This window comes from Paenibacillus sp. FSL R7-269 (assembly GCF_000517865.1).
In the GTDB taxonomy this organism is placed as follows: Bacteria; Bacillota; Bacilli; order Paenibacillales; family Paenibacillaceae; genus Paenibacillus_AQ.
Genome location: NZ_ASPS01000053.1, coordinates 400,624 through 425,755 on the forward strand (window position 1 = coordinate 400,624; position 25,132 = coordinate 425,755).

Genomic DNA, 25,132 nt, shown 5'->3' on the forward strand with positions numbered 1-25,132 from the left:
TACCCGCTCAAGACGAGGAGGGAATTCCGGTTGTTTCAGCTATCGGAGAAGCAGGCGCAGGAAATTGTAGACAAGATGATGATGGACATCCCCTATAACATCAACATCATGAACGATCAGGGGATCATCATCGGCAGCGGGCATAAGGCAAGGGTAGGCACCGTTCATCAGGGGGCTGTTGAAGCGCTGTCCACCGGGCACAGGGTTGAAGTCATGGAGGACGGGCGATATGAGAAAAAAGGCACCAACGAACCGATTGTCATAGGCAACACCCGCGTAGGTGTAATCGGAATCTCCGGCAGCCCGGAAGAGGTCCGGCCCTTCTGCAATATCGTGAGGACCACGGTATCGCTGCTCATTGAACAAAGAAACACGCTGGAGCATCTGGCCAGCGAAGCCAGCCGCAAGAAGGCTCTGCTGGAGATGCTCCTTGACCATCAGGGAGCATACTCCCAGAAGCTGCGAAAAGAAGCCGCGGCCTATCAGATCGACCTTCTGCAGAAGACCACCGTGCTGTATCTCAAGCATGTGCAGCCGGAGCTTGATGAGGCAAAGCTCTTGTTCCTGCATCCGTCCTTCCAGCTCGACGGGGATACATGGGTAATCCTGGTCCAGAACCGGCCGGACTGCAGCCGGCTAATTGCGGAGCTGCTGCATAATCAGCCGCAGCTCCTGCTGGCTTCGGGCCGGCTGGAGGCCAGTATCGCGGAGGGCTACCGCCAGGCCAAAGCTGCCCTCGGCGTTCTTCTGGCACTCCGCCCTGCTGAACAATCGATCCGCTACGAGGATGCGGAATTCATGGTGAAGCTCAGTCAGGCGAAGCTGTCAGACAAGCCCGGCACGGCGATTAAGCTGGAGGATACCGCCGATCTGCTGGAGACGCTCCGCAGCTTCATCAATCACAATTGCAGCGTCTCGCAGACGGCTGAGCAGCTGAATATCCACCGCAATACACTGCAATACCGCCTGAAGCGGATCGAGAGCATCACCGGCAAGGACCCGAGGAACCTGCTGCAGCTCTTCGAGCTTACGCATGAGCTGCTGGCGCTGTATAAATAGATACTATAGCCTTCATCCGTTCAACCACAAAACACAAATCTAGGGCCCCGGGGAAATCTTATTCCCGGGGCCCTAGTTTGCACATTCTATTCGGCTAGCTTCAGCAGCCTGGCGATATTCTCGCAGGTGCGCTCGACGTTGGCGGGACCGTCAGCCAGCAGCTTCTCCAGGCTCGAAGCGCCGGGAACGATGCCGAAGACGGCGTCGATTCCTTCGGCGTAGAGCGTCTCGATTCCCTCGCCGATGTAACCGGCCAGGGCGATGACTTTTTTGCCGCTGGCCTTGGCGGTGCGGGCTACGCCGTACGGAGTTTTACCGAATTTGGTCTGGAAGTCAATCCCGCCTTCTCCGGTGAAGACGAAGTCCGCCTGCTCCAGCTTCTGCTGAAGCCCTGTGTATTCAATCACGATCTCAATTCCCTTCTGCAGCGTGGCCTGCGTGAAGATCATCAGACCCGCGCCCAGTCCTCCGGCGGCACCAGCTCCGGGAAGATCACGTACATCCTTGTGAAGCTGCTGCTTCACAACCGCTGCATAATGGGCCAGATTGGTGTCAAGCTGCTGCACCATATCGGGTGTAGCCCCTTTTTGCGGACCGAATACGGCTGAAGCCCCCTGCTCCCCGCAGAGCGGATTGGTCACATCGCAGGCAACGATGAGCTGAACCTGCTGCAGTCTCGCATCAAGCCCGCTAACGTCAACACTCGCCAGCCGCCCCAGGCTGCCGCCGCCGCGAGGGAGCAAGTTCCCAGCTTCATCCAGGAATCGGGCGCCGAGCGCTTCGGCCATTCCGGCACCGCCGTCATTGGTGGCGCTGCCGCCGATGCCGATGATGATTTTGCGGATACCACGGTTCAGACATTCCAGAATCAGCTCGCCCGTACCATAGGTGGTGGTGATCAGCGGATTCCGCTCCGCCTTGTCCACCCGCTGAATGCCGCTGGCTGAAGCCATCTCGATGGCCGCCGCCTGGCCGTCACCGAGAATGCCGAATTGTGCCGTTACCGGATGTCCCAGCGGTCCTGCGACTTCTAAATAATGAATCTCTCCGCCGGAAGCGTCGACAAGGGACTGTACGGTTCCCTCCCCGCCGTCAGCCATCGGAACATGAATGTAGGTTGCTTCAGGGTATATCTTGCGGAGCCCGGTCTCCATCGCTGCACATACTTCTTTCGCGGTCATGCTCTCCTTGAAGGAATCCGGCGCCAGTACAAAGGTTCTCTCTCTCATTTCCACACCTCATCTATATGATTGATCTTAGAGTAAAAATCCGTAAACCAGCGTAGCCACAATCGTCATCGTGCCGCCAACGATGGCCTCATACGGGATGAGCCCCATGCGCTGCTTGATCGACATTTTCATACTATCGGCCGTGACATGGAAGTAAGTGCCCTGCGGCAGCGAGTCGATGACCGTAGCTCCGGTATGAACCATCACAGCGGCAGCCAGCGGAGCGGTGCCCATATTCAGGATGGCCTGCCCGAAGGAGCCGGTGGCGACAATAACACCCGTGGATGTTGAGGCGGTAGCCGCAGCCATTAGTATCCCGGAGATCGGTGCCAGGAACGTCCCGGAAATCCCGGACAGCTCAATCAGATGCACGACCTGGGCGGACAGATCGGAAGCGGAGATCAGACCGGCGATGCCGCCTGCCCCAATTAGGATCAGTACAGTTGCGGTCATTTTGCTAAGGCCGGAGGATGTATACTGCAGCACCTTGTTGCCTTGCCCCATCGCCAGCATCCCGATGATCCCCGCCAGCGGCAGAATATAGAGCGCATCCACCTTAAGCTTGGTCAACGCTTCGATCCCGGAGATGGAGCCGATCGGGTTAATCATGAGCAGGACGATGGCCACAAGCGGAGCCACAATAGCTCTGCTGAGCGGCGGGTAAGCGGCCGTATTCGCGTTATCTGTCCCGTTCGCAGCTTCGCCCGGGGTAACCATGACACCTTTTTTCTTCAGCAGGGTTGCTAAGATAACGGTTACAATTAATCCGCAGATTGCCGGGATTACACCTGCCAGCATGACATGGCTCAGATCAAGATCAAAGCCGCGCGCAGCAGCAATCGTATTCGGATTCGGTGAGATAATATTACCTGCCTTCCCCCCGCCCGACAAGGCCAGCAGCAGCGCCAGCTTCGAGATCTCCATTTTGTTACCTACGGATAAAGCGATCGGAGCCACAATCAGCACCGCTACCGGGATGAATACGCCCATTGCCGTAATGACCATCGTGGCCAGCGCGAGGGCCAGAATGGCCTTACTTCCGCCGAACTTTCGGACAATAGCCTGGGCTATGGCTTCAGCCGCACCCGACTCCATCATCACACCAGCCAGCACACCGGCGGCCAGCACCCGCAGCACCGTGCCCATTACACTTTGTGTACCGCTTACAAGAACGCTCACGGTCTGTTCGAGATTGGCTCCGCCGATCAGCGCCCCTACAATGGCACCCAGGAACAGAGCGTAGACCGGATTTAATTTCTTTAGGATCAGAATAATGGCAATTGCCAGTCCTGCAAGCGCTCCATACCAACCAATGATTAATCCTTCCATTTCAAATATCCCCCTAAGAACTTGTTGAACACGCTCTCATTATAAGGTCTCGGGGGAGGAAAAGAATATTGATGAACGGACGAAATGCATTGTGCAAGTGACCAACGGATTAGGGGTTGTATGGGATCATTGCTCCATCAGTGTGGTTAACAGCTTTTGCTGATTGCGGTACTCCAGCGGGCTTACGCCTTCGCTTTCTCTGAATACTCTGTTAAAATTCTTGGTGTTCCCGAAGCCTGACCTACCGGCTATTTCATAGATTCTATCCTCCGTATCCCGCAGCAGCTCCTTCGCCTTATTGATCCGCAGCCGCTTCAGATAGCTTACAAAATTCTCTCCGGTGTAGTCCCGGAAAGCCTGGCTGAAGTAGGAGTAGTTAAAAGACACTTTGCTTGAAACCATCATCATGTTGATGTTATGCGAATAATTGTCGTGGATGTATTGCAGGGCATGCTCTATTCCCTTATTCTCCTTCTGTATGGGTATGGTATCGGGAGTAGGCTGCAGAAATGAATCTTCCACTGTAACTTCCGCTTGCTCACAGGCCGTATGAAACTGCTCCATGCCCAGGTGAAGATTGCTTGCCGAAACGTTAAGCTCCTCTTCAATCCGCTCCAGCACTTCAGCTAATTCCTCACGAATGACCGGCTTAAGCAGGTACTCATTCACTTCATAGCGGATAGCGGCTCTGGCATACGAGAAATCATCATACCCGCTCACAATTACAATGGCGGGCCTGGGCCTGAACTCCTGAAGCTTCTTAATCAAGCCAATTCCATCCAACTCGGGCATACGAATGTCCGTAATCAGAATTTCTATTTTCATTGATGCGATCATGTCCAGGGCCTCAAAGGCATCACAAGCCAAGTGGATATCATAGCGCCCTGCAACCTCCCGCTCAATCATGGCCCGTAGCCCGCACCGGATATTCTTCTCATCATCTACAATCAGCAGCTGTCTCATAGGCTCTGCATTCCTCCTCTAACTGATGTCAACAAAGGTAGCTTCACCCTCACTGTGGTATAACTTCTCTGTCTGCTCTCTATGCAAATTCCATAATCCTCTCCATAATGCAGCCGGATGCGCTGATTCACATTACGCAAGCCGATTCCGTTATGTCCTGTGCTATACCCGGCAGTCTCCTGCGTTAATTGATTGAATTCTTCGTCACTCATGATCAACTTGTGATTCAACTGCTGTAGCCCATCCGCTGGAATTCCGATCCCGTTGTCAGTTACCTCTATGTAAAAGAATTGATCATCCGCATACGCTTGCACATTGATTATCAGCCCGTCCCCCCTCATCAGAGCGGAATACATCCCGTGCTTCAACGCATTCTCAACGATGGGCTGCAGCGACATTTTTAATAATTCATGAGCATGGAATCTGTCTTCTGCTTGAATCTCAACCTTAAGCTTCTCATCGTAACGGATGTTCATAATCGAGATGTAATGCTGAATATGCTTCAACTCGTCTGCCAGCTGCACGGTATCGCCAGTCCATCTAAGATTGTAACGCATAATGCTGCCGAGTGAAGTAAGTGCATCCGATACGGTGTATTGGCCCTCAACCTCAGCGAGCATTTTCAAATTCTCCAGGGTGTTGTACAGGAAATGGGCATCGATCTGATTGCGTAAGGCTTGAAGCTCCGCTTCTTTAGTGGCAGCGCTGCGCTGTACAGCTTCCGCAATCAAGCCATTGATGGTGCCCAGCATCTCCCTGAAGTGGCGCGCCAGCTCACCGATCTCATCACCGCCCTGCACATCGATCTCCACATGAAAGTCACCTTTGCCTACCTTCTGCATCGACTCCCTCAGTACATGCAGCTTTTTTAGAACAATAGATTGAATCCAGTAAGTAATGACCGCAAGCAGAACCAGCAGAAGACTGATGATCAGAATAACCCTGTTTCTGGTGCTGTCAATTTTGGAGTAGGTGCTCTGCAGAGAGATAACGTTAACCAGATCCACATGTAAGCGGTCGATGGGCTCAAGGAGATACAGGAAATCTTCACCCCCCGCTGAAAATTGCAAGGATGACCGGCCTTCCTGCTTAACCTTAACGGCAGCCTTCAAGATTTGAGCTTGATTCAAACCTGGGAGCGGCTCCATACTGTTGGTGTACAATTTGCTTTGCTGATCTATAATGAAGAACCTTGAATCGCGTTCCCCGCTGTTGTTATACGCCTTGTCAAAAAGATCCTCAATCCGCATTTCAACTTTGACAATGCCAATGTGCTGCTTGTTGGGCAGGTTAAGTCTGACCGCCAAGGCGACCATGGAGCTTGACCGTTCGTCCACCATTGTACTGCTATTCTCGAATATAGAATCCTCTGGCTGGATCTCCCATAAGGCATTATCCTTCTGATTCATCAATTTCGTGTACATGGGGCTGTCCTTAATCCGTTCTTCCTGATAAATAATCGGCCATAGCTCACTGACCCGCGGATTGTTGACGAAGAAACGGACACTCGCAATATTGGGATTATTAAACAACACGCTCTGTAAGTAATTCAGCGAGTAGTCCTGAAATTGTTTGAGCTCTTTGACTCCGGGCTCCTCTTCAGCGGTCACATACTCCCCCAGACTCCTGTCTGAAATGAGCATAAAGAATGACTTTTCCATTACTTCAATCTTGCTCATGATCTCTTGTCTCTCGTTCTTGAGCTGATAGCGGTTCTCCTTAATAATGTCATTGACGGTATCCTGATAGAAACCAGCAAACAAATAGTTGGAGATCACAATGACCGGGACCAGAATAATGACGATATACGCCCCGATCAACTTCATATGAATGGATAAATCAGCAAACCACCTTTTCCACTTCCCTGCCGAGCTCCTGATGCTGGCCATCTCCTGCCCTCTTTTCCTCCAACTGTTCTAATATCATTATTATATTTCATTAGTTACCTCATCATAAGGCTTCAAAGTTCAGCCAGGGTTGCAGGATTTTAGGTATATTGCGTATTGGGAGGGGATGGGACTTTCCATAATGTTTATCAAAAAAATATTTTCATGACATATATTGGCTCACAGTTTCGCGCTATACTCTATTGTAAGCGTTATTACAAATGTGCTAACGGAGGGGATTTCATTCGTGTATACCCGTATCATCACCTTCATGAACAACCTGAAGCTCAGGACCAAGCTCTTCCTCTCCTTCGGCAGTGTTGTCCTGATTCCGGTGCTTATTGTGGGGGTGTTCCTGACCAGTGAATTGCGGAATATGGCGATGAATAATGCGCTGAAGCAGATTACGGCGAATGTCGACCGTGTGAAAAAGCGGACCAGCGAGATGCTGAACGTTCCGGTGGATATCGTCTACCGCCTGTCCAATGACAGCCGGCTGGAGGAGGCCGCGAATCACCGGTACGAATCGGTCTATGATGTGGTGCAGGCCTACTGGGATTATCCCGACTTCCGGGATTTCGTCCGCCTGTACAAAGAGGTCTCCAGCATCCGGCTGTATATCGACAACCCGACGGTGCTTAACAACTGGGAATTCCTCCAGGCTGACGAAGCGGTTACCCGGGAGCCGTGGTACCAGCTCGCCCTCGCCCAGAAGGGGCTGGCGTTCTGGAGTTATATTCCTGACAGCCGGAACGGCCAGTACTATCTCAGCCTGATCCGCAAGGTCGACTTCCTCAAGCAGCGCACAACCGGTGTACTGGTCGTGAATGTTAATTCGGATCAGCTCAGCAGTATTCTGAAGCAGGAGAGCTTCGAGACCTTTATCGTTGATGAGAATGACAACGTTGTCGCCTCCAACCGGGCGGGCACTCTCGGCAAGTCGCTGCGCGAAATCAACCTTAAGCCGCTGTCCACCCTTGCGGGGCACGGGCCTGCGGATATCACGATTGACGGGCAGTCCTTCAAAATGCTGATCGACGACTGGCAGCCCGAGGGCAGCTTGAACAGCCTGCGGATTATCTCTATTTTCTCGGTAGAGAGTATTGTGAGTGAGCCCAACCGGATTATTTCCCTGGCTTCTTCCGTCATTATCTCCTCCCTATTTCTTGCAATCATCCTAATCTACTACTTCTCCCGCCTGCTCACCGGACGCATGCTGCATCTCAGCAAGCATATCTCCAAGGTTGCCTCCGGCAATCTGGAAGCCCGGCTCGTGATCGACGGCAAAGATGAGATCGGCCAGCTGGCCCGGCAGTTCAACCACATGGTCCGCAATGTCAATGACCTGATGAGCGAGGTGCAGGAATCCAACCAGCAGAAGAATGCCATCCTGCTGAAGCAGAATGAAATCAAATTCAAAATGATGGCCAGCCAGATCAATCCCCATTTCCTGTTCAATGCCCTGGAGTCTATCCGGATGAAGGCCCACACCCGCGGCCAGACCGATATTGCGCAGGTTGTCCGGCTGCTGGGCAAGATGATGCGCAAAAACTTAGAGGTCGGCGGAGGCAGAATCACCCTGCAAAGTGAGCTGGAGACCGTGAACTGTTACCTGGTTATCCAGAAATTCCGCTACAATGACCGGCTGGCCTACGAGCTATACGTAGATCCGGCAGCGAATACCCTAAGGATTCCGCCGCTTATTATTCAGCCGCTGGTGGAGAATTGTGTCATTCACGGCCTGGAGGACCGGATCGACGGCGGAATGGTCCGGGTAGATATCCGGGTGGAGGATGGCCTTCTTAAGGTGCAGGTCTCCGATAACGGTACCGGAATCTCACCTGACCGGCTCGCAGAGCTGCGGCAGATGCTGGACAACAACGATGACTATGAGACCCACAGTATCGGAATGCGTAACATCCATCTGCGGCTGAAGCTGACCTATGGCCCGGAATGCGGCCTGGTTCTGGCCAGCCAGAGCGGATACGGCACACAGATCAGCTTCGCCATCCCTTTAAGGAGTGATTCCTATGTATAGTGTGTTAATTGTTGATGATGAATTGTCGATCCGCGAAGGACTAGTCACTCTGCTGGATTGGGAGAGCCTCGGCTACCGGGTGGTAGATACAGCAGCCAATGCGGTTGAAGCCAGGCATAAGGCTAAGCTGTATTCCCCGGATCTGATGATTGTGGATATCCGTATGCCCGGGAAGGATGGGCTGGAGCTGATCGGCGAGCTGCGGGAGGATCATGAGGAGCTGCATATTCTCATATTGAGCGGCTATGCCGACTTCAGTTATGCCAAGCGGGCGTTGTCTTACAATATCGATAACTATCTGCTTAAGCCGGTTGATGAGGAGGAATTGCAGCTGTATCTTACCGGCCTGTCCACCGTACTGAATGCGCGGCAGGCGCACCGCAAGAATCATGAGGCTGTTAAGGTCTGGAGCCGGGAGATGCTGGTGCAATCCCTGCTGATGGAGAGCAGTCTGCATCCCGCCCCCGCGCTGATGGAGTCGGCGCTGGAAGCGGGGCTGCTCTGGGATTCCTACCAGATCGTGCTGATCCGGCTGCTGCTGCAGGATTCTGCGGACAACGGGCCTTCCAGCAGCGTCAAGTCCCGGCTGACCTCAAGCTTCGAGGACAACCGCTCTGGCATCGTTTTCGCGCTCGATTCTTATCTCGGGGTGCTGCTGCAGCCCTCGTACCAGAAGGAGCTGGTAAGCAAACGGATGGCCGGGCAGATCCGCGAAGCCGCTGCCGCTGAGGGACTGGAATGCATCATCACCGCCGGGGATATGGTGGACAGTCTGACTGAGCTGCAGGTCTCTCATCAGTCCGCGCTGGCGCGGATGAAGGATCACTTTTTCTACGATGAGCCGGGGATGATCGGCCCGGATTCCCTCAAGCTAAAGCAGGGGATGCCTGCGAATCCCCAGGATACGGAGAGCAGGCTCACTCCCGTAATGGACCGACTGTATTTTGCCCTGGATACCGGCAATCTCCGTGTAATCACTGCCCTGATCCAGGAAGCAGGGGACCTCATGGCTGCTGCCGGCTCATCCGAGATGGCGGTGAAATCCTACTATGTCCGGGCCGTCACCTCCATGTCAGGCAAGCTGTCCGTTCATTATAAGGAGCTTAGCGCTGCACAGAGCCGGATGGAGGAGCAGATTCAGCAGATCTACAGGCATACCTCCCTCCCCCAGCTCCAGCGCTATATCTCAGGTCTGCTGGAGGAATATGCTGCCGGGATTATCCGCGATGATATAGATGTCCTGATGAAGCGGATGGTCGATCTGATCCACCGGCACTATGACGAGAATCTGAAGCTGGAGACGCTGGCCGATGTGTTCACCTATAGCAGTGCGTATCTTGGGAAGCTGTTCAAGAACACCATGGGCTGCTCCTTCAATACTTATCTGGATACGATCCGCATTGAGAAGGCCAAGGAGCTGCTGGACCAGGGCTGCAAAATCCATCAGGCAGCCAGCAGTGTCGGCTTCAGCGATGTCGATTATTTCCGCGAGAAGTTCAAAAAAATCACAGGCATTTCCCCCTCCGCTTACCGGAGAAAGGAGCCTGAGAACGCTTTTTCAGAAAGCGCTTACGAAAAGGACTGATTTCCCCCTGTTTTTACACTTAAATCTTCGGGTGTTTCCCGGCCAGGCGGCAGATTATGATAAAGCTATATCGAAGGAGGGACATAAATGAAAGCGATTACCACCGCGATGAAGCCGGAGCCGAAGAAATCCTCCTCCAGCTTCTGGGGGAAATTCCGGCAGCAGAAATACCTCTATATGATGGCTGTTCCTTTTGTCCTCTGGGCCTTTGTCTTCAGCTATCTTCCGTTATGGGGGTGGATGATGGCCTTCCAGAAGTATAAGCCGGGCAAATCCTTTTTCGAGCAAAAATGGGTCGGCCTCCAGTACTTCCGGGAGCTGTTCCAGGATGAGCAATTCTTCAACGCCCTGCGCAATACGCTGGCCATGAGTATCATGGGACTGCTGGCAGGCTTTATCATTCCGATTATCTTCGCTATTCTGCTGAATGAGGTACGGCTGCAGGTGCTGAAGCGCTTCGTTCAGACGGTGTCGTATCTGCCGCACTTTGTGTCCTGGGTGGTTGCTGCCGGGATCATTACCAAGATGCTCTCCACAGACAACGGCGCAGTCAATGACCTGCTAATGGGCCTTCATATCATCAGTGAACCGATTCAGTTCATGGCCAAAGGCAATCTGTTCTGGGGCATTGTCACCGCATCGGATGTGTGGAAGGAGACGGGCTGGAATACCATTATCTATCTCGCCGCCATCTCGGGCATCGGGCCGGAGCTGTACGAGGCAGCCAGGGTGGACGGGGCCAGCCGGCTCCAGCAGGTGCGTCATATCACTTTTCCGGGCATCCGGACCACCATCGTGATCCTGCTCATTATCTCGATTGGCCATCTCACCAGCATCGGGTTCGAGAAGCAGTTCCTGCTCGGCAACAATCTGGTGCGTGACTACTCGCAGACCCTCGACCTGTATGCCCTGAATTACGGGCTGGGGATGGGACGATTCTCCTTCGGGACGGCAATTAATATTTTCAACTCCGTGGTGAGTGTGATTCTGCTCTTTACTGCCAACGGCATCTTCAAAAAAATAACCAAGGAAAGCATCATATAGGAGGCCCTGCTCATGATTAAAAAACTGGCTGCGGCCTCCTGGTCGGACCGCATCTTCGATTTGGTTGTCTATCTGGCGATTACGGTAGTAACTGTTGCTACGCTGTACCCTTTTCTGAACGTGCTGGCGATCTCCTTCAATGACTCGACGGACAGCATCAAGGGCGGGATTACGATCTACCCCCGGGTGTTCACCTTCAAGAATTATGAGACGATCTTCGCCTTCTCCGGCCTGATTACCGGGTTCAAAATTTCGGTGCTGCGGACGATTATCGGGACTCTGCTCGGACTGGTCAGTGCGTCCATGCTGGCCTTCACCTTAAGCCGGGTAGACTTCCAGGCCCGTAAGTTCGTCTCCACCTTCCTGGCACTGACGATGTATGTATCGGGAGGTCTGATTCCCTTTTACATTCTGATCAAGGATCTGCATATGATGGGCACCTTCGGCGTGTATGTCCTGCCCGGTCTGGTGAGCGCCTTCAATGTGTTCGTGATCCGCTCCTTCATCGACGGTCTGCCGTACGCCCTGCAGGAATCCGCCAAGCTGGACGGAGCCAATGACTTCACCATCTACTGGCGTGTTATTCTGCCGCTGACCAAGCCAGCCTTGGCAACCATCGCCCTGTTCCTGGCCGTCGGCCAGTGGAATGCGTGGATTGACACCTATCTGTATAACGGCTCGAAGGACTCGCTGACCACGCTGCAATTCGAGCTGATGAAGGTCATTCAGAGCACCACGACCAATGCGGATAATTTCCGCGGGCGCAATATGACTGAGGTCATGGCCCAGATCTCCCCGGAATCAGTCAAAATGGCGATCACTATTGTCGTTACCGTTCCCATTCTGATTGTCTATCCGTTCCTGCAGCGCTATTTCGTCAAAGGCATGACGCTGGGTTCGGTTAAAAGCTAATCTGCTAAAGCGGTATCTTCAGGCTGACGCCTGTGAATACAATATGATTTTCACCAGACAAAGGGAGGGTATCTATTCATGACAAGAAAGACGGCGAAACCGTATGTGGCGCTGATGGTGCTGACCTTGCTGCTCAGTGTGCTGGCAGGCTGCGGCGGTGGCAATAATAACGGCAACAAGAATACGGCTGAGAATACCGGGGCCAAGGCGACGAACAGCGGCAATGCCACGGCAACGGCTGAGGCTACGGCTGCGGCTGAGGACTTAAGTCCCCTGACACTATCCTTCTTCGCGGAAGACCCCAATCCGAACTGGAACAATATGAAGGATGAGGTCAGCACTGTCATTACGCAAAAAACCGGCGTCACCCTCGATGCCGAATTCGCTGTCGGTGATCCGCAGCAGAAGATTGCCCTGATTGCAGCAGGCGGTGAATATCCCGACATTATCTCGGCTAAAGGTGATATCGGCAAGCTGGTGGATGCCGGCGCGGTCCTGGATCTGACCGATCTGATCGATAAGCATGCCCCTAACATCAAGCGCGTGCTCGGTGATAATCTCGCCCGGGCCAAGTATACGAACGAAGACCAATCGATCTACGCAATCCCGACCTGGGCAGCGGTGGATGAGAAGAAATTCGTAGCGGGCGGCGGCTTCGAGCTGCAGCACCGCGTACTGAAGGAAGCCGGATACCCTGAGATTAAGACGGTCAAGGATTATGAAAATGTCATTAAGGCGTATCTGGATAAGCACCCTACCGATGAGAACGGCAACAAGAACATCGGTGTCTCCCTGAACGCAGACGACTGGCATATGTACATTTCCGTTACTAACCCTGCGGTAGCCACTACCGGCGGCTCCGATGATGGTGAATATTACGTCGATCAGGAGACTCACGAAGCGATCTACCACTTCCGCCGTCCGGAAGAAAAGGAATATTTCCGCTGGCTGAACCACATGAATGATATCGGCCTGCTTGACAAAGAAAGCTTCGTGCAGAAATACGACCAGTATAAAGCCAAAGTAGCCACTGGACGCGTGCTCGGCCTGATTGACCAGGACTGGGACTACAATGACGCGCAGCAAGCCCTCAAAACGGCCGGCAAATTCGATCAGACTTACGGACACTATCCGGTCACACTGACGGATGAATTCAAGGAAACCAGCTTCTGGCCTACCGGCTTCATGGGCGGCTACGGTATCTCCATCTCCACAACCAACCCCGATCCGGTCCGGACGATCAAGTTCCTGGATTTCCTGGCCTCCGATGAAGGTCAGATCCTGAACAACTGGGGAATTGAAGGCAAGCACTATAAAGTGGAGAACGGCAAACGCGTAGTTCCGCAGGAAGTCCAGGACCGCATCAACAACGATAATACCGCCTTCACGAAGGAAACAGGCATTGGCTTCTACTGGAACATGATGGTTCACTATGGTGACGGTGCCAAGGATTCCACGGGCAACTACTACACTAAGAACTTCCCTGAGCAGCTGGTGCTGGGCTATAGCGATGTTGAGAAAGAGACGCTGGCAGCCTACAAAGCTACGACTTGGAAGGATCTGTTCCCGAAAGAGGAAGAATTCAAGGAAAAAGCATACGGCGCTGCCTGGAACATTGCTATCCCTGGCGAGGATGAAGTCTCCATCTTGGGCAATAAAATGAAGGATATTACGTGGAAGCGCATCCCGCAGGCGATTCTGGCCAAACCGGCTGAATTCGATAAAATCTGGGATGATTACATGGCCGATCTGGAAAAAGCCGGCGTTAAGAAAATGGAAGCTGGCTATACGAAGTATGTGCAGGACCGTGTGGAGCTGTGGAGCAGCAAATAAGCTATTCAGATAGCTTGAGCTTAAATGCACAGATAAAGGAGCAGTCGCCACTGCGGAGATTTTGGACTTCCGGCCGCTGTTGTTTCCAAATTTCTTGATTTATGCCGCTCTAAGCGGTAGAAATCCGGAAACAAAGGCGGGCGCTAGCGCTCCTACAGTTTCAAAATCTCCTCCGTCGCTCCCTCCTTTATCTGAGGATTTATAGTTCCACCTATATTTCATTGCAGAAGGACACCCGTGCGGGAAAATCGCACGGGTGTTTTTTGCTGCGCTATAAGGATAGTTTGTTATGCAGCTCGCGGTAAGTTTTGTTGATCATTTCGGTGTATATGGAAGGCGGGTATTCCTTCACCTGATCATAGGCGAACTGGGACAGCCGCAGTGCTTCCTCCTTCATACCCCGGCGCATACAGATCTGTGCCCGGTAAGCAAAAGCTGTCAACAGGTTGCCGCGGTCAAGCGGGTGGTAGACCTGATCACCCGGCTCGGCCTTGGACAGGCAGATCAGCGCTTCATCGTCCTGCCCAAGATGATACCAGGCGATGCCGGACATGAGCTGAACGCTTGGCGCGTACTGTTCATCCTCCTGCGGATACTGCTCTGCCAGCGCAAGAACCTTACTGTACTCTCCCTTAGCTACCGCGAGTCTGATCTCTCCGATCAACACCAGCTTCAGTGAATCCTGAGATTCGGTGAATTCTGCGAATGCTCTGGCCTTCTTCAAGGCCTCCTCTGCCGCCAAGGTCTCTCCTTCGGTCAGCGCCAGAATCCCGAGCACCCGGTAGAGATGATCCGTCATATAGTAGATCCCCTCTTCCCGCGACACCTGAAGCGCCGCCAATGTAACTTCACGGCTTCCCGCATAATTCCCCAGGGCAGACAAGCTAACGCTCTCGGCATAATGAAGATCGATTTCAAAGATAAAATCATTCCCCACCTTGTTAGCCTCGTACTCCTTGCGGACCCGGCGGATCAGCTCCAGCCCTTCAGCGTACCTGCTCTGTGCGAAATTTAGGGCATAGGAAATATACTGCACCTTCGCCCGCTCCACGAATAAGCCGAAGCGTTCATAGATTAGCGCTGCCCGCTCCAGCTCCGCTTCTCCGCCTCCGTCTCCTGTATAGAAAAGGGAGCTTACATAGAACTCCAGCAGACGCGCAGCGTCAATCGTCATCGGAAGCATACGCTCCGTGAGCGGCTGGAGCCGCTGGATGACCTCCCTGTAATTCTTCGCCTTGAACTTGGCCTCCATCTCCCGGACAAGCGGAGCCAGCTCAGCCTCCTCCTCGCCTTCGAGGAAGTAGCCCGGGTCAACTCCCAGCCGGCCGGCCAGAACTTGCAGGCTGTTCATCGAGGGCAAGGCGCGTCCATTCTCGATTTGGCTCAGCATGCTCTTGGTCATATGGTCTCCGGCAAGGTCCGTCTGCGTAAGTCCCTTAGACTTGCGCAATTGCTTGACTTTCTCTCCGATAGTTTGTTTGGTGGTCATCTGCTTGCCAACTTTCCAGGATGCTTTTCTTTTCAGTATAGCTTACCTATACCCTAAGAGAAAGCTGGAAATACGGTAAAGTTAAATTGAATTAAACTTTTTATTGCATTCCTGAACTTTTACTCATACAATAAGTTTAATTAAATTTAACTTTTGACTAGGGGAGTGCTATTATGTCTCAAATAACATCCGCAACCCATGATAAGGCAGCGACTAACCGTAACATATTCCTCTTCTTCGGCAGCAAGCTGATCTCTGTTCTCGGCTCCAGTATGTATACCTTCGTAGCCGGTCTGTACATTCTGAACGAGACTGGCTCAGGGAGCAGCTTCGCCGTTACACTGCTCTGCGGGCTGCTGCCCGGAATCCTGCTGTCCCCCTTCGCCGGTGTGCTCGCCGACAAAGTTAACCGCCGCAGACTGCTGATCGGCTCGGACCTGGCCAGTGCCCTAATTATGTCCCTAGCCTTTCTGTTCGTCTCGCTGGAGGGATTGTTCCTATGGACTATCTATCTGTCGCTCATTCTATTATCTATCTGCTCTACCTTCTATAGTATTTCAGTCTCTTCCTCGATGATGATGCTTGTAGACAGCGGCTCCGTCCAGCGGGCCGGATCACTGAATCAGATTGCCGGATCGGCTGGCCACCTGCTGGCTCCAATTCTCGCCGGTCTTCTGTATGCCTTCCTTCCCCTTCAGGATTTCATGCTGCTGAACGCAGCAGGCTTCACCGTTTCGACCGTGATGGGCTGCATGCTGAGATACAAGCCGACTCCACGGCTTCAAGCTGCCGGTGAACCTGCCGAAGCCGCAGGCCCCCAGCCGCTCCGCGAACGTCTGGGCACTGCTGTTAACGGGGTCCGCACGAATCTGAAGGAAGGCTTCGCTTATGTGATCCGCCGTCCGGTCCTCCGCTCCCTGATGGGGATTGTGTTCTGGATTAATTTCTTCGTCGTCGCCCTGAATGTTGTGCTGCCCTACGTTGCAGTACAGACACTCGGACTCTCCTCGAAGCAATATGGAGTTCTCGAAGCGATGCTGGCGGCAGGCGTACTTCTGATGTCGCTGCTGCTTGCTGTACTTCCCCAGAGCAAGAGTCCAGTGAAGCCGATCCTCGGAGGCTTAAGCGCACTGGGAGTGTTATTCCTCGCGCTGGCAGTGCCGCTGCTGCTTGATTTCACCCCGAATGCCACCTTCCTTCTCTTCCTGCCGCTGCTGATCCTTATCGGCGTCATGATTATGGTCATTAACATTCCGGTTCAGGTCTATCTGCAGCAGACTACCGAGGAAAAGTACCGTGGACGCGTATTCGGTCTGGTAGAGGGCACCGCCGGTTCCATCGCTCCGCTCGGAATGCTGCTCTATGGAGTCCTCCTCGACCGGCTTCCCGGCTCACTCATTCTGCTCGTCTCCGGTGCAGCTATTCTGGCGGTCACCCTCGCCGGACGGAGAAGCCTCATCCGCAGCGGTGCCGCAGAGCAGCAGGCGACTCAGGGGAAGACAGAGCAGGCGGGAGCCTGAATGTCTGAATTGACCATAGCTGGCAAGCTTTCCTATTGATACGCTTAACACAGCAGAATTCATTCAAGGAGGCTGAACGCAATATGTACGCGCACCACAGACAGACACTGGAGAAGCTGGCGGAGAAGCTGGAGCAAGACCCTTCTTGTCTGGCGGCAATCACCAGTGGATCAGTAGCCAAGGGAACCGCCAGCGAGACCTCGGATGTGGATGTCCATCTGGTCTTCACCGATGAAGCCTATGCGGAATATGAGCGGAACGACAGGCTCTCCTATGTGGACCGCGAAGTCAGCACCTATGAAGGCGGATACGCCGATATCAAGGTAATTAACCGGCGGTTTCTGGAGCTTGCAGCCCGGCAGGCCAATGAGCCGACAAGGTATGCTTTTACTGGTGCAGAGGTGCTCTTCTCCAGAATCCCGGAGCTGGATGAGCTGGTGGCCCGGATTCCCGTCTATCCTGAGGAGAACCGCGAGCGCAATTTGCAGGACTTTTGCGCCCAGATCTATCTATTCGGGCTGTATTTCGCCAAAGAGGCAACCCGGAAGGACGACGCCTACCTGCTCGCCCATACTGCCAGCAATCTGGTCTTCTTCAGCGGAAGAATGATCCTGGCTTATAACCGCATGCTTTTTCCAAGCCACAAGGGGCTGCTGGATGCCGTCGGTGCTGCGGAAGCCCAGCCGAAGAATTTCCGTACGCTGGCAACAGAGCTGCTGCAGTCGCCCAGCGCAGATAAGAGTGTACGCTTCGCCGCGAAGATGCTGACATTCTATAATCACGGCCTTTCCTTCGAGCAGGCGCTGGGAATATATGTGCTGAACAACGAACGCTCCTGGACAGAGCAGCCGCCTTCGTTGCAGAACCGATAACACACAAGCAGCGGCTCTCCGGTACCGGAAGTCGCTGCTTGTGTGTTTAGACTATTGGCGGGTTTGCTTCACAGATAGACCCGGCGCTGCTGCGCCTCGGCCCAGATTCAGGAGCTCTTCATTTGTAAGCCGTGATTAATGAAATGGATAACCGCAATAGTGAGCTGCTCAATATTATCATCCTCGTTTGTCTCATACCAGTAGTAAGCAGCATTGTAAATGGCCGCACTTATCATGGCCGCGTTGATAGCTGCATGGACCGAATCCCCGCTTCTTCTCAAAAGAGATTCAATGCTCCGATGTAAAGTCCGCTTCATTGTACTATCAACTTGTGCGGCAACCATTTGTTCAGGGATCATGTTGTCAAAGGCCAGAGCTGTAATTTCTTCCAGCAAAGCAAATTTATTTTAAAGCATCAAATTTCATAATCTGTTGCTTAACATACGTTTCGTGAATATCTGCTGGTTGTATTCATGGGAATATCGTACTAATATCATATCAAACAAGTGTTGCCTAAACAACTTGTGACTACTTATTTAAAAAGGAAGGAATAGATATAACAATGAAAGCAATAGCTTTAACCGGCTTCGGAATTCCTGAATCGTTGGAGGAGCAGGAAGTGTCTGTTCCTGTAATTAAAGACACCCAGGTACTCGTGGAGATGCACGCCTCATCCATAAATCCTGGAGATGCTCATTTACGCTCAGGTGCAATTGAGCAGGGTCCGATGGGGGCAATGTTTCAAGTCCAGTTTCCGTATATTCTTGGTTTCGATGTGGCGGGTATTGTAAAGGAAGTTGGCACATTGGTGCAGCATCTCAAACCAGGTGACCGTGTGATGGGGATGGTCCCCACTGGTTCTTACACGGATTATGTAGCTGTAGAAGAGGATCATCTTGCTGTTATCCCGGAGAGTCTTTCCTTCGAAGAGGCTGGAGCCATACCTACGGTTACATTGACGGCCTGGCAAGCCCTGGTTGAGCATGGCAGACTTCAGCAGGGTCAGCGTATTCTTATTCATGGAGGCGCAGGGGGCGTAGGGCATGCCGCAATTCAATTAGCGAAGCAACACGGAGCGTATGTAATTACGACGGCGAGGGATTCCAATCGTCCATTCGTCATGGAATTAGGTGCGGATGAAGTAATTGATTATACAACAGATGAATTCGTAAACAAAATTTCCGAGCCTGTAGATATCGTTTTGGATACCATCGCGGACCCATCCACATTTGAAACAGGATTGCCAGGAGATACTGGAAATGAAAGCTATGCTGTTCTGAAGAATGGAGGAAAATATATTTCAATCGTTGCCTTTGGGATTGGACAAACTCCAAAGGTCCGGGACATAGACTCGGTTTTTTTTCAAACAAGACCTAACCGTGCCGATCTGGAGACTATAATCCGTAATATACAGGATGAGAAATTGCGCATTCATGTAGATGAAATATACCCATTTACCGCCCAAGGCCTATACCAGGCATACCGTAAAAGTGAGATGCAGCCTAAACGCGGGAAAATCGTGATTAAGAAATGAGGGTGAGATGAAGATGAGAGTAGAAATATGGTTCGATTATACTTGTCCGTTTTGCTATATTGGGAAAAAAAAGTTTGAAGCCGCCTTGGAACAGTTTGATTATAAAAATGAGGTAGAAATCGTGCTCCACAGCTTTGAAATGGTGCCTGGTTATTATCCGCAAGCAGGAGAATCGATTTACGAAACGGCTTCCAAACATGCAGGGATGAGTGTCTCCCAGGCAAAGCATGCCTATATGCAGGTTACTGATATGGCAAGAATGACAGGCCTCAATTATCGATTTGATCAGACCATCCCGGCAAACACCTTTAACGCACACCGCCTAACGCATTATGCGGCCGCCCATGGGAAAGCTTATGCACTCTCGGAACGTATCTTCAGAGCCTATTTTACAGAAGGACTCAACATAAACGACCCTAGTACCCTTGCCTTACTGGCAGCAGAAGCGGGTCTGGATGGGACGAAATCACTGGCGGTCCTGGAGTGTAACCAATACACAACAGAAGTGCATAAGGATGAAAAAGATAGCCGCCTTGCCTCCGTACGGGGAATGCCGTATTTTCTGTTTAATGAAACATATTCCATATCGGGTGCCCGGGATCAATCAGTATTCAAAGAGGTGCTGGATCAGGCATGGTCCAAGGTGGAGACTGTATCCGATGATAATACCGAATCCGCCACCAGCCCCGGATGTCTGGATGGCTCCTGTCCTATCAGGTAATCATGCCACTAGCAGCGACTCTTTGGTCAGGGGGGCGCTGCTGTGGCGTTTGTTTCGGTCATCGTCGGTCTGCTTCACAGCTAAACCCGGCACCGCTGAGCCCCGGCCATGATCCGGGCTTGCAGCTGCACCCGTTCCCAGGTAGCGCCCAGACCCTCGGCTTGTTGCCCGCTCATGATCGCCGCAAAAGCCTCCAGCTGGCCCACATAATAGTTCAGCGGTTCGAATTCACATAGGGTGGTGCGGTTGTCCGGCAGATCATGCCGGATTTTGAGCTTGTAGAACCCTTTGATCGGCCGGAAGAAATCCGGAACCGTCAGCACCGTTTGGTCGAAATACAGGGTGTGCGAGGCCCGGTATGGCAGCTCGAAGGAAGTGAGGCACTCGGCCCTCAGCCCGTTCTTGTATTGCAGCGCTGCCTGAAAGGTCCAGTCGCAACCATCCGGCCCGTCAAAGGCCGACTGCGCCAGGATCTCCTCCGGCTGAAGACCGGCAAGGGTCTGCACGAACTGCAGCCAATAGCAGCCCAGATCGGCAAAAACACCTCCGCCCTTCCCCTTGACACTCCGGTAATTCCCGGCATGCCCGTTCTTGGCAGGAATGGAGATCCGGGTGCTGATCCTGCGCAGCGCGCCGAACTCGCCCGAATCGACGATGCCCTTCAGCGTCTGCTGCCATGGGTGACAGGCAATCATCATCCCCTCGGCGAGCTTCGGAGCAGCAGGGTTGTTCTTCGCCAGCCTTAACTGCTCCGCTTCTTCAGGATGGAGACAGATCGGCTTTTCCACCAAGACATGTTTGCCCGCATTCAAGGCCCGGATCGCCCACTGCGCATGTAACTCATTGCTGAGCGCAATATACACTCCATCCAGCCCATCAAGCTCCAGCAGCTCCTCCAGACTACCAGCCACATAGGGAATCTGGTACGCCTCGGCCATGGCCTCTGCTTTCGCCAAGGTACGGTTGGCAATCGCCGTAATCTTCACCTTGTCCACTATCCGTGCCGGTTCCAGCATTGCTGGAACCGCAATATTCGAGGCGCCCAGAATGCCTAGCTTATAGGTTACCTGCTCTACCATACTGCTCATACCTGAGCCAGCGCAGCATAGGTGTTCAAGTACAGCACATTACATTTGGAACAGGCGGGGGATAAGCCTTCATCCAGAATCCGCCGCAGCCGGTCGTAACGCGCAGAATTCCATATGTCTGTCAGCGTCTGCTCTTCCACATTGCCAATGGCCAGCTCGCCAAAAAATTTACACGCACTCACCATCCCGTTCGGGGCAATATCCACCCGGGTGCTGAGCGCCAGACATTTGGAGGTACTGCGGGACAGCATCGGCTTCCCGGCCACGAAATCCTCAATCTCATCAAAGTCCAGCCCCGGCTGATAGCGGATTCGGGTATTGCGCCAAGTGTTGCTGTTGATCCGCTTCAGGTCTTCGGTCAATCTGGTGATATTCTCCGGCTTAATATGGTATTTGAACGCATGCCAGCTGCTCCGGTGATCCGGCGGAAGCTCGGCCAGCCACTGGAAGTGTTCATCGTAGAAGCGGTCCATCGCAAGACTGGTGTCTTCCGAGATATACCAGGGGAAGCAGAGCAGAACCAGATCTACACCCTTGCGCTCAAAAAACTCCACCAGCTCATACAATCGGCCGATCATATTATCATTAATGACATTGTGCACAGAGATCCGGCCCCGGAAGCGGCCCTGCTCGCGCAGCTCCAGCAGCCGTTCGACACATTGGACCACCTTCTGAAAGGACCCTTTGCCGCGCAGGAAATCATGCTCCTCCTGGAAGCCCTCGATTGGAATCAGCAGCTCCAGGTTGTCGGAGATCGCGCACAGCTCCTCTTCAAACTTCGGGATCATATAGGCATTGGTGCAGATGGTCGTGTCCCGGGGATGCTCCTTCAGCAGCTCCAGAATCTCCTTGGCCTGCCGGTGAAACAGCGGCTCCCCTCCCCATAAATACAGGCGGGACTGCGCTTCGTCCGTCTCCTCCAGCAGCCTCTGGATCATTCCCAGATCCATATCCAGATTCTGCTCGGCGGTATCCATATCATGATGGTAGCCATCTTCATTCCATTGATAGCAATGCTTGCACCGCAGATTACAGCGGTTGGTCAGCTTGAGGGACATAATCTCCGGCATTACGGTCCGGAATCCCGGATCAAGCTTGCGCTCTCTATGCGGTACCACGACATTTCGAATCGTACGCTTCAAAGCCTCGAAGGACTTAGCGTCCAGGCTCACTCTACTGGTAGGTTGCATTAGCTTCTCCCTCCTGCTGTGGATAATTGTCCGGCATAGCTTGCCGCATAGTCCGGGTATTGAGCTCTAGCGGCTCTGAGATTATTCGCCAGCTTGCGCAGTTTATCATCATCATATCCTGACGCGGCCCACTCCCCGTAAGTGATGCCGTAACCAAGCCCGACCCACAGATTACTGTTGATCTTCTCATGCGGGCCGAAGGGGTCGAGCAGCACAAGCGGTGTACCCGAAGCCAGGGAATCAATCAAAGCGCCGCCGCCCGGCTTGCTGATGACAGCGGACGCCTGCCGGATGACTCCGTACATCCCCTCCCCGTAGCTCTTGCAGGGCGGGAAACGCTCCGTCCGGTTACCGGTTACCTCTGCAAATGGCGGGAAGGTATACTGCCCGCTGCCGTCCTTCGTCCAGGTCCTCCACTGCGGATCATTCATATAATAACGTCTGCCGCGGACAGGCCCGCCGATCTCCTGAGTGCTGTAAGCGGCAATATCCAGCTCGAACCCCGCCGACTCCAGCGCGTCAAATTTCTCGCGGAAGGTTCCGATCCCCCAGCCGCCCCCATGAACGACCAGCCGCCCGTTTCTCGCCGCAGCAGGCAGTGCTTCCCCAGATCCGGCATCGATGCTGAACAGAATCTCCTGCTTCCCGGGATCATACAGACTTACTTCACGGTAGCCTTCCGCGTAAGCCGGATTCAGCTTGCGCAGATTCTTCCACGATGGCGACAGGTCAGCGTCAATATACAGCAGGTCAGCATACACGCTTACCCCCGCCAGCTCACGGTACTGGTCCATGACATGCACCCAGTGCCCGGACAAGACGATGAAGTGCTGCCGTTCCTCCTGCTTCCATTGCTGCAGCAAATGCTCAACGGCTGCGGGATCAAGGCTGCTTCTGATATCGGACGGTATTTTTTGTGAAGTCAGGGCAACGGCGAAGCTATGCTGGTATGCCCTGCGGCTGTTGTCTGTCTGTTCTTTTTTGTGCTCAGGCATTAAGGTCTCGAACACCTCAATCTCCGCCTGAAGGCCCAGCGCGGTTAACTTGCGTTCCAGCAGCAGACCAGGGACATAGAAGCCCAGGCCAAAGCCTGAGCATAGAATCGTCACGGTGTTATTCATTGGAGGGTTCCTTTCTTTATCGCAGGATAGTATAGCCCGTGCGCACGAGAGACTCGTCCAGCGTACGGATAAGCATGTGCTTGCTGTCTTCACTCCGGTAAGTCAGGGCCGCATACAGCTTGCCCTTCACGGAACCGGCAGTACGGGCGGGGTCCAGCGGCTGGAGCGCGCTAGAGGTCAAGGGCATCACACCTTCCCCCGTCTCCAGCGAGAATAAAATCCCGGTTGCCTCCATCCTCTCCAGCAGCTCCTCATAATGAACCTTGCCCATAGCTGCCAGCGGCACCTGTATCAGGCAGGTGTGCATACCCTCCTGCTTGAACCGGCGGTCCACATAATGCTTAATCAGACTCATCGACTTGCGGGCATTGATCTCTACCAGAGGTGCCAGACTTCCGTCACGCAGCAGCATCGAATCGACACACACCTCACCGTAATATCCGTCAGAGTACAGCTCCCGTCCTATGCTGCGCATGGTCTCCCAGTAGCCTTCCTTGTCCAGCTTGTCCAGCAGAGACGGCTGCGGGGAGTGAGATTCTCCAAAAGCGAAGCCCTGGTTCACCAGCTGCTGAACAGACAACAGGTTGATCCGGCCTTCCGGTTCAATCTGAAACTGGCAGGAGAAGTCTGTCTCCCGGTCCAGCAGAGGCTCAAGGACAAACCGGATTCTTTTCCCCTGATTGCGGCTCGACTCCAGATGCCCGGCCATCCGGCGCAGCATACGCTCTGAATCCACCAGCTGATTCCCTTTACCGGATACCCCATACTCGTCCTTGATCAGAAAAGCTCCCTTCTCCAGCAGCGCTTGTCCCGATTGCAGCAGCTCCTCCATACTGTTGACCACTAACGCAATATTCGGCAGCCCCAGCCGGTCCCGCATCGCCGTTGAATAGCTCTTGGTATTCACTGCCCGTACAATATCTTCATTAGGCAACGTAGGCAAAAGCTTGTACCGGCTAACCGCCTCCTGTGTCCCGGGAAGCACGGCGAAGGGCTCCAGCAGCGCTCCTTCCGGTATTAAGCGGTCCGGTTCCTGCCCGGCGTCCATCCGGCCCAGCAGTTCAAATACATTCAGCGCCGCCTGTGCGGGAACAGATTCCTTTGCCTCCAGACTGAGCGTATCCATATTGGTGCTGAATGCATAACCGAGCGATTGCAGATAGTCATATTGTGCCCGGTTCATCCCCTGGCGGGTTAAGAGAACATCGCCGCTCCCGCAAAAGACAAACAGCATTTCATCCATCGCCTGCACGATAGCCAGCGCCTTCGCATCGGGAATGGCCGGCAAGGAGGCCAGATCCTCCTCCCGCCAGTACCGCTCCGACTCCAGGCTGCCGCAGTGCACAGCATTCCTCATTGTACGGCAAGCCCGGCGACATAAGCGGAGAACCGGTCCACTGATTTCAGGTGCTCCAGATCAAAGGTGTCGAAATCTACCTCTATATTGAATTCATCCTCGACTCTCAGAATAAAATTAATGATCTGCAGGGAGTCAAGTGCGGCGTCCAGGGTCAGGTCAGAAGCTCCGCTGAGCGTCTGAAGCAGGCCTGGTTCCTCCTTGATTTCGGCGATAATCTCAATGACTTTATGCTGCATGTGTCTACCCCTTTCAGGTTGCATAATTGGAATGAATAGCATGAATATACCAAATTTTAAGTTGTTAATATATGGTTGAATACGCCAAAATATTGAGATATACTAGGATGGATTCCAGTTGCC

General features: G+C 53.2%; 21 protein-coding genes. 10 read left to right on the forward strand and 11 right to left on the reverse strand.

The window, feature by feature from the left end; genetic code table 11:
* Positions 1-30: 30 nt before the first annotated feature.
* Positions 31-1,059 carry a CdaR family transcriptional regulator gene (locus tag C162_RS24340; protein ID WP_036698629.1) on the forward strand — a complete coding sequence of 343 codons (1,029 nt, stop codon included), beginning with the start codon at positions 31-33 and terminating at the stop codon, positions 1,057-1,059.
* An 86-nt stretch (positions 1,060-1,145) separates the two neighbouring features.
* Here the strand turns inward: C162_RS24340 and C162_RS24345 are convergent, their stop codons facing one another.
* The 4 genes from C162_RS24345 to C162_RS24360 all read right to left on the reverse strand — a co-directional run bounded on the left by C162_RS24345 (position 1,146) and on the right by C162_RS24360 (position 6,469).
* Positions 1,146-2,288: a glycerate kinase gene (locus C162_RS24345; RefSeq protein WP_036698631.1), complete on the reverse strand. Its 1,143-nt coding sequence runs from the start codon at positions 2,286-2,288 to the stop codon at positions 1,146-1,148.
* Positions 2,289-2,315: 27 nt separating this feature from the next.
* Entirely contained in the window at positions 2,316-3,617 is a 1,302-nt protein-coding gene (locus C162_RS24350; protein WP_036698633.1) for a GntP family permease, read from the reverse strand.
* Between the two features lie 126 nt (positions 3,618-3,743).
* Complete coding sequence (locus C162_RS24355; RefSeq protein ID WP_036698635.1) at positions 3,744-4,580, reverse strand: response regulator transcription factor; 837 nt, start codon at positions 4,578-4,580, stop codon at positions 3,744-3,746.
* Positions 4,577-6,469, reverse strand: a complete 1,893-nt coding sequence (locus C162_RS24360) for a cache domain-containing sensor histidine kinase (protein ID WP_036698636.1) — start codon at positions 6,467-6,469, stop codon at positions 4,577-4,579. The genes C162_RS24355 and C162_RS24360 overlap by 4 nt, the downstream gene beginning before the upstream one ends.
* A 244-nt stretch (positions 6,470-6,713) precedes the next feature.
* Between C162_RS24360 and C162_RS24365 the strand changes: the two genes are divergently transcribed.
* From C162_RS24365 to C162_RS24385, 5 genes are all read left to right on the forward strand, one after another.
* Positions 6,714-8,504 (forward strand): sensor histidine kinase, encoded by a 1,791-nt coding sequence (locus C162_RS24365; RefSeq protein WP_084649029.1) that lies wholly within the window; start codon positions 6,714-6,716, stop codon positions 8,502-8,504.
* Entirely contained in the window at positions 8,497-10,089 is a 1,593-nt protein-coding gene (locus C162_RS24370) for a response regulator transcription factor (RefSeq protein ID WP_036698638.1), read from the forward strand. The genes C162_RS24365 and C162_RS24370 overlap by 8 nt, the downstream gene beginning before the upstream one ends.
* Positions 10,090-10,176: 87 nt before the next feature.
* A complete protein-coding gene (locus tag C162_RS24375; protein ID WP_036698640.1) occupies positions 10,177-11,133 on the forward strand; it encodes an ABC transporter permease in 957 nt (318 codons plus the stop codon).
* Positions 11,134-11,145: 12 nt separating this feature from the next.
* Complete coding sequence (locus tag C162_RS24380; protein WP_051478569.1) at positions 11,146-12,045, forward strand: carbohydrate ABC transporter permease; 900 nt, start codon at positions 11,146-11,148, stop codon at positions 12,043-12,045.
* Between the two features lie 78 nt (positions 12,046-12,123).
* Positions 12,124-13,878: an ABC transporter substrate-binding protein gene (locus C162_RS24385; protein WP_036698643.1), complete on the forward strand. Its 1,755-nt coding sequence runs from the start codon at positions 12,124-12,126 to the stop codon at positions 13,876-13,878.
* Positions 13,879-14,149: 271 nt separating this feature from the next.
* On the opposite strand, the gene C162_RS24390 is transcribed toward C162_RS24385, so the two are convergent.
* The gene (locus C162_RS24390) at positions 14,150-15,367 is read right to left on the reverse strand and encodes a helix-turn-helix domain-containing protein (protein ID WP_036698645.1); all 1,218 of its coding nucleotides are present in this window, start codon (positions 15,365-15,367) and stop codon (positions 14,150-14,152) included.
* A 173-nt stretch (positions 15,368-15,540) separates the two neighbouring features.
* Here C162_RS24390 and C162_RS24395 point away from each other — a divergent pair, with 173 nt between their 5' ends.
* Together C162_RS24395 and C162_RS24400 are read left to right on the forward strand one after the other, a co-directional pair.
* Entirely contained in the window at positions 15,541-16,887 is a 1,347-nt protein-coding gene (locus C162_RS24395; RefSeq protein WP_051493883.1) for an MFS transporter, read from the forward strand.
* An 83-nt stretch (positions 16,888-16,970) separates the two neighbouring features.
* Complete coding sequence (locus C162_RS24400; RefSeq protein ID WP_036698647.1) at positions 16,971-17,759, forward strand: nucleotidyltransferase domain-containing protein; 789 nt, start codon at positions 16,971-16,973, stop codon at positions 17,757-17,759.
* A gap of 107 nt (positions 17,760-17,866) precedes the next feature.
* On the opposite strand, the gene C162_RS36135 is transcribed toward C162_RS24400, so the two are convergent.
* Positions 17,867-18,154, reverse strand: a complete 288-nt coding sequence (locus C162_RS36135) for a hypothetical protein (protein ID WP_143804214.1) — start codon at positions 18,152-18,154, stop codon at positions 17,867-17,869.
* A gap of 167 nt (positions 18,155-18,321) precedes the next feature.
* Here C162_RS36135 and C162_RS24405 point away from each other — a divergent pair, with 167 nt between their 5' ends.
* Positions 18,322-19,293 (forward strand): NADP-dependent oxidoreductase, encoded by a 972-nt coding sequence (locus tag C162_RS24405; protein WP_036698650.1) that lies wholly within the window; start codon positions 18,322-18,324, stop codon positions 19,291-19,293.
* A 13-nt stretch (positions 19,294-19,306) separates the two neighbouring features.
* Positions 19,307-20,014 carry a DsbA family oxidoreductase gene (locus tag C162_RS24410; protein ID WP_036698849.1) on the forward strand — a complete coding sequence of 236 codons (708 nt, stop codon included), beginning with the start codon at positions 19,307-19,309 and terminating at the stop codon, positions 20,012-20,014.
* Between the two features lie 80 nt (positions 20,015-20,094).
* On the opposite strand, the gene C162_RS24415 is transcribed toward C162_RS24410, so the two are convergent.
* The 5 genes from C162_RS24415 to C162_RS24435 are packed head-to-tail and all read right to left on the reverse strand — an operon-like array spanning position 20,095 to position 25,009.
* Entirely contained in the window at positions 20,095-21,102 is a 1,008-nt protein-coding gene (locus tag C162_RS24415) for a Gfo/Idh/MocA family protein (RefSeq protein ID WP_051493885.1), read from the reverse strand.
* Complete coding sequence (locus C162_RS24420; RefSeq protein WP_036698653.1) at positions 21,099-22,292, reverse strand: radical SAM/SPASM domain-containing protein; 1,194 nt, start codon at positions 22,290-22,292, stop codon at positions 21,099-21,101. Before C162_RS24420 ends, C162_RS24415 begins: the two co-directional genes overlap by 4 nt.
* Positions 22,292-23,413, reverse strand: a complete 1,122-nt coding sequence (locus C162_RS24425) for a hypothetical protein (protein WP_036698654.1) — start codon at positions 23,411-23,413, stop codon at positions 22,292-22,294. The genes C162_RS24420 and C162_RS24425 overlap by 1 nt, the downstream gene beginning before the upstream one ends.
* Positions 23,414-23,429: 16 nt before the next feature.
* Positions 23,430-24,770: a hypothetical protein gene (locus tag C162_RS24430; protein ID WP_036698657.1), complete on the reverse strand. Its 1,341-nt coding sequence runs from the start codon at positions 24,768-24,770 to the stop codon at positions 23,430-23,432.
* Positions 24,767-25,009, reverse strand: coding sequence for an acyl carrier protein (locus C162_RS24435; protein WP_036698660.1), 243 nt, complete (start codon positions 25,007-25,009; stop codon positions 24,767-24,769). The genes C162_RS24430 and C162_RS24435 overlap by 4 nt, the downstream gene beginning before the upstream one ends.
* Positions 25,010-25,132 lie beyond the last annotated feature (123 nt).

What these genes read in the sequence shown, in the direction of transcription:
- C162_RS24375 (WP_036698640.1), top strand. Translation starts at nt 10,177, where the DNA reads ATGAAAGCGATTACCACCGCGATGAAGCCGGAGCCGAAGAAATCCTCC.
- C162_RS24355 (WP_036698635.1), bottom strand. Translation starts at nt 4,580, where the DNA reads ATGAGACAGCTGCTGATTGTAGATGATGAGAAGAATATCCGGTGCGGG.
- C162_RS24435 (WP_036698660.1), bottom strand. Translation starts at nt 25,009, where the DNA reads ATGCAGCATAAAGTCATTGAGATTATCGCCGAAATCAAGGAGGAACCA.
- C162_RS24370 (WP_036698638.1), top strand. Translation starts at nt 8,497, where the DNA reads ATGTATAGTGTGTTAATTGTTGATGATGAATTGTCGATCCGCGAAGGA.
- C162_RS24380 (WP_051478569.1), top strand. Translation starts at nt 11,146, where the DNA reads ATGATTAAAAAACTGGCTGCGGCCTCCTGGTCGGACCGCATCTTCGAT.
- C162_RS24350 (WP_036698633.1), bottom strand. Translation starts at nt 3,617, where the DNA reads ATGGAAGGATTAATCATTGGTTGGTATGGAGCGCTTGCAGGACTGGCA.
- C162_RS24385 (WP_036698643.1), top strand. Translation starts at nt 12,124, where the DNA reads ATGACAAGAAAGACGGCGAAACCGTATGTGGCGCTGATGGTGCTGACC.
- C162_RS24390 (WP_036698645.1), bottom strand. Translation starts at nt 15,367, where the DNA reads ATGACCACCAAACAAACTATCGGAGAGAAAGTCAAGCAATTGCGCAAG.
- C162_RS24425 (WP_036698654.1), bottom strand. Translation starts at nt 23,413, where the DNA reads ATGAATAACACCGTGACGATTCTATGCTCAGGCTTTGGCCTGGGCTTC.
- C162_RS24360 (WP_036698636.1), bottom strand. Translation starts at nt 6,469, where the DNA reads ATGGCCAGCATCAGGAGCTCGGCAGGGAAGTGGAAAAGGTGGTTTGCT.
- C162_RS24420 (WP_036698653.1), bottom strand. Translation starts at nt 22,292, where the DNA reads ATGCAACCTACCAGTAGAGTGAGCCTGGACGCTAAGTCCTTCGAGGCT.
- C162_RS24410 (WP_036698849.1), top strand. Translation starts at nt 19,307, where the DNA reads ATGAGAGTAGAAATATGGTTCGATTATACTTGTCCGTTTTGCTATATT.
- C162_RS24405 (WP_036698650.1), top strand. Translation starts at nt 18,322, where the DNA reads ATGAAAGCAATAGCTTTAACCGGCTTCGGAATTCCTGAATCGTTGGAG.
- C162_RS24400 (WP_036698647.1), top strand. Translation starts at nt 16,971, where the DNA reads ATGTACGCGCACCACAGACAGACACTGGAGAAGCTGGCGGAGAAGCTG.
- C162_RS24430 (WP_036698657.1), bottom strand. Translation starts at nt 24,770, where the DNA reads ATGAGGAATGCTGTGCACTGCGGCAGCCTGGAGTCGGAGCGGTACTGG.
- C162_RS24415 (WP_051493885.1), bottom strand. Translation starts at nt 21,102, where the DNA reads ATGAGCAGTATGGTAGAGCAGGTAACCTATAAGCTAGGCATTCTGGGC.
- C162_RS24345 (WP_036698631.1), bottom strand. Translation starts at nt 2,288, where the DNA reads ATGAGAGAGAGAACCTTTGTACTGGCGCCGGATTCCTTCAAGGAGAGC.
- C162_RS24395 (WP_051493883.1), top strand. Translation starts at nt 15,541, where the DNA reads ATGTCTCAAATAACATCCGCAACCCATGATAAGGCAGCGACTAACCGT.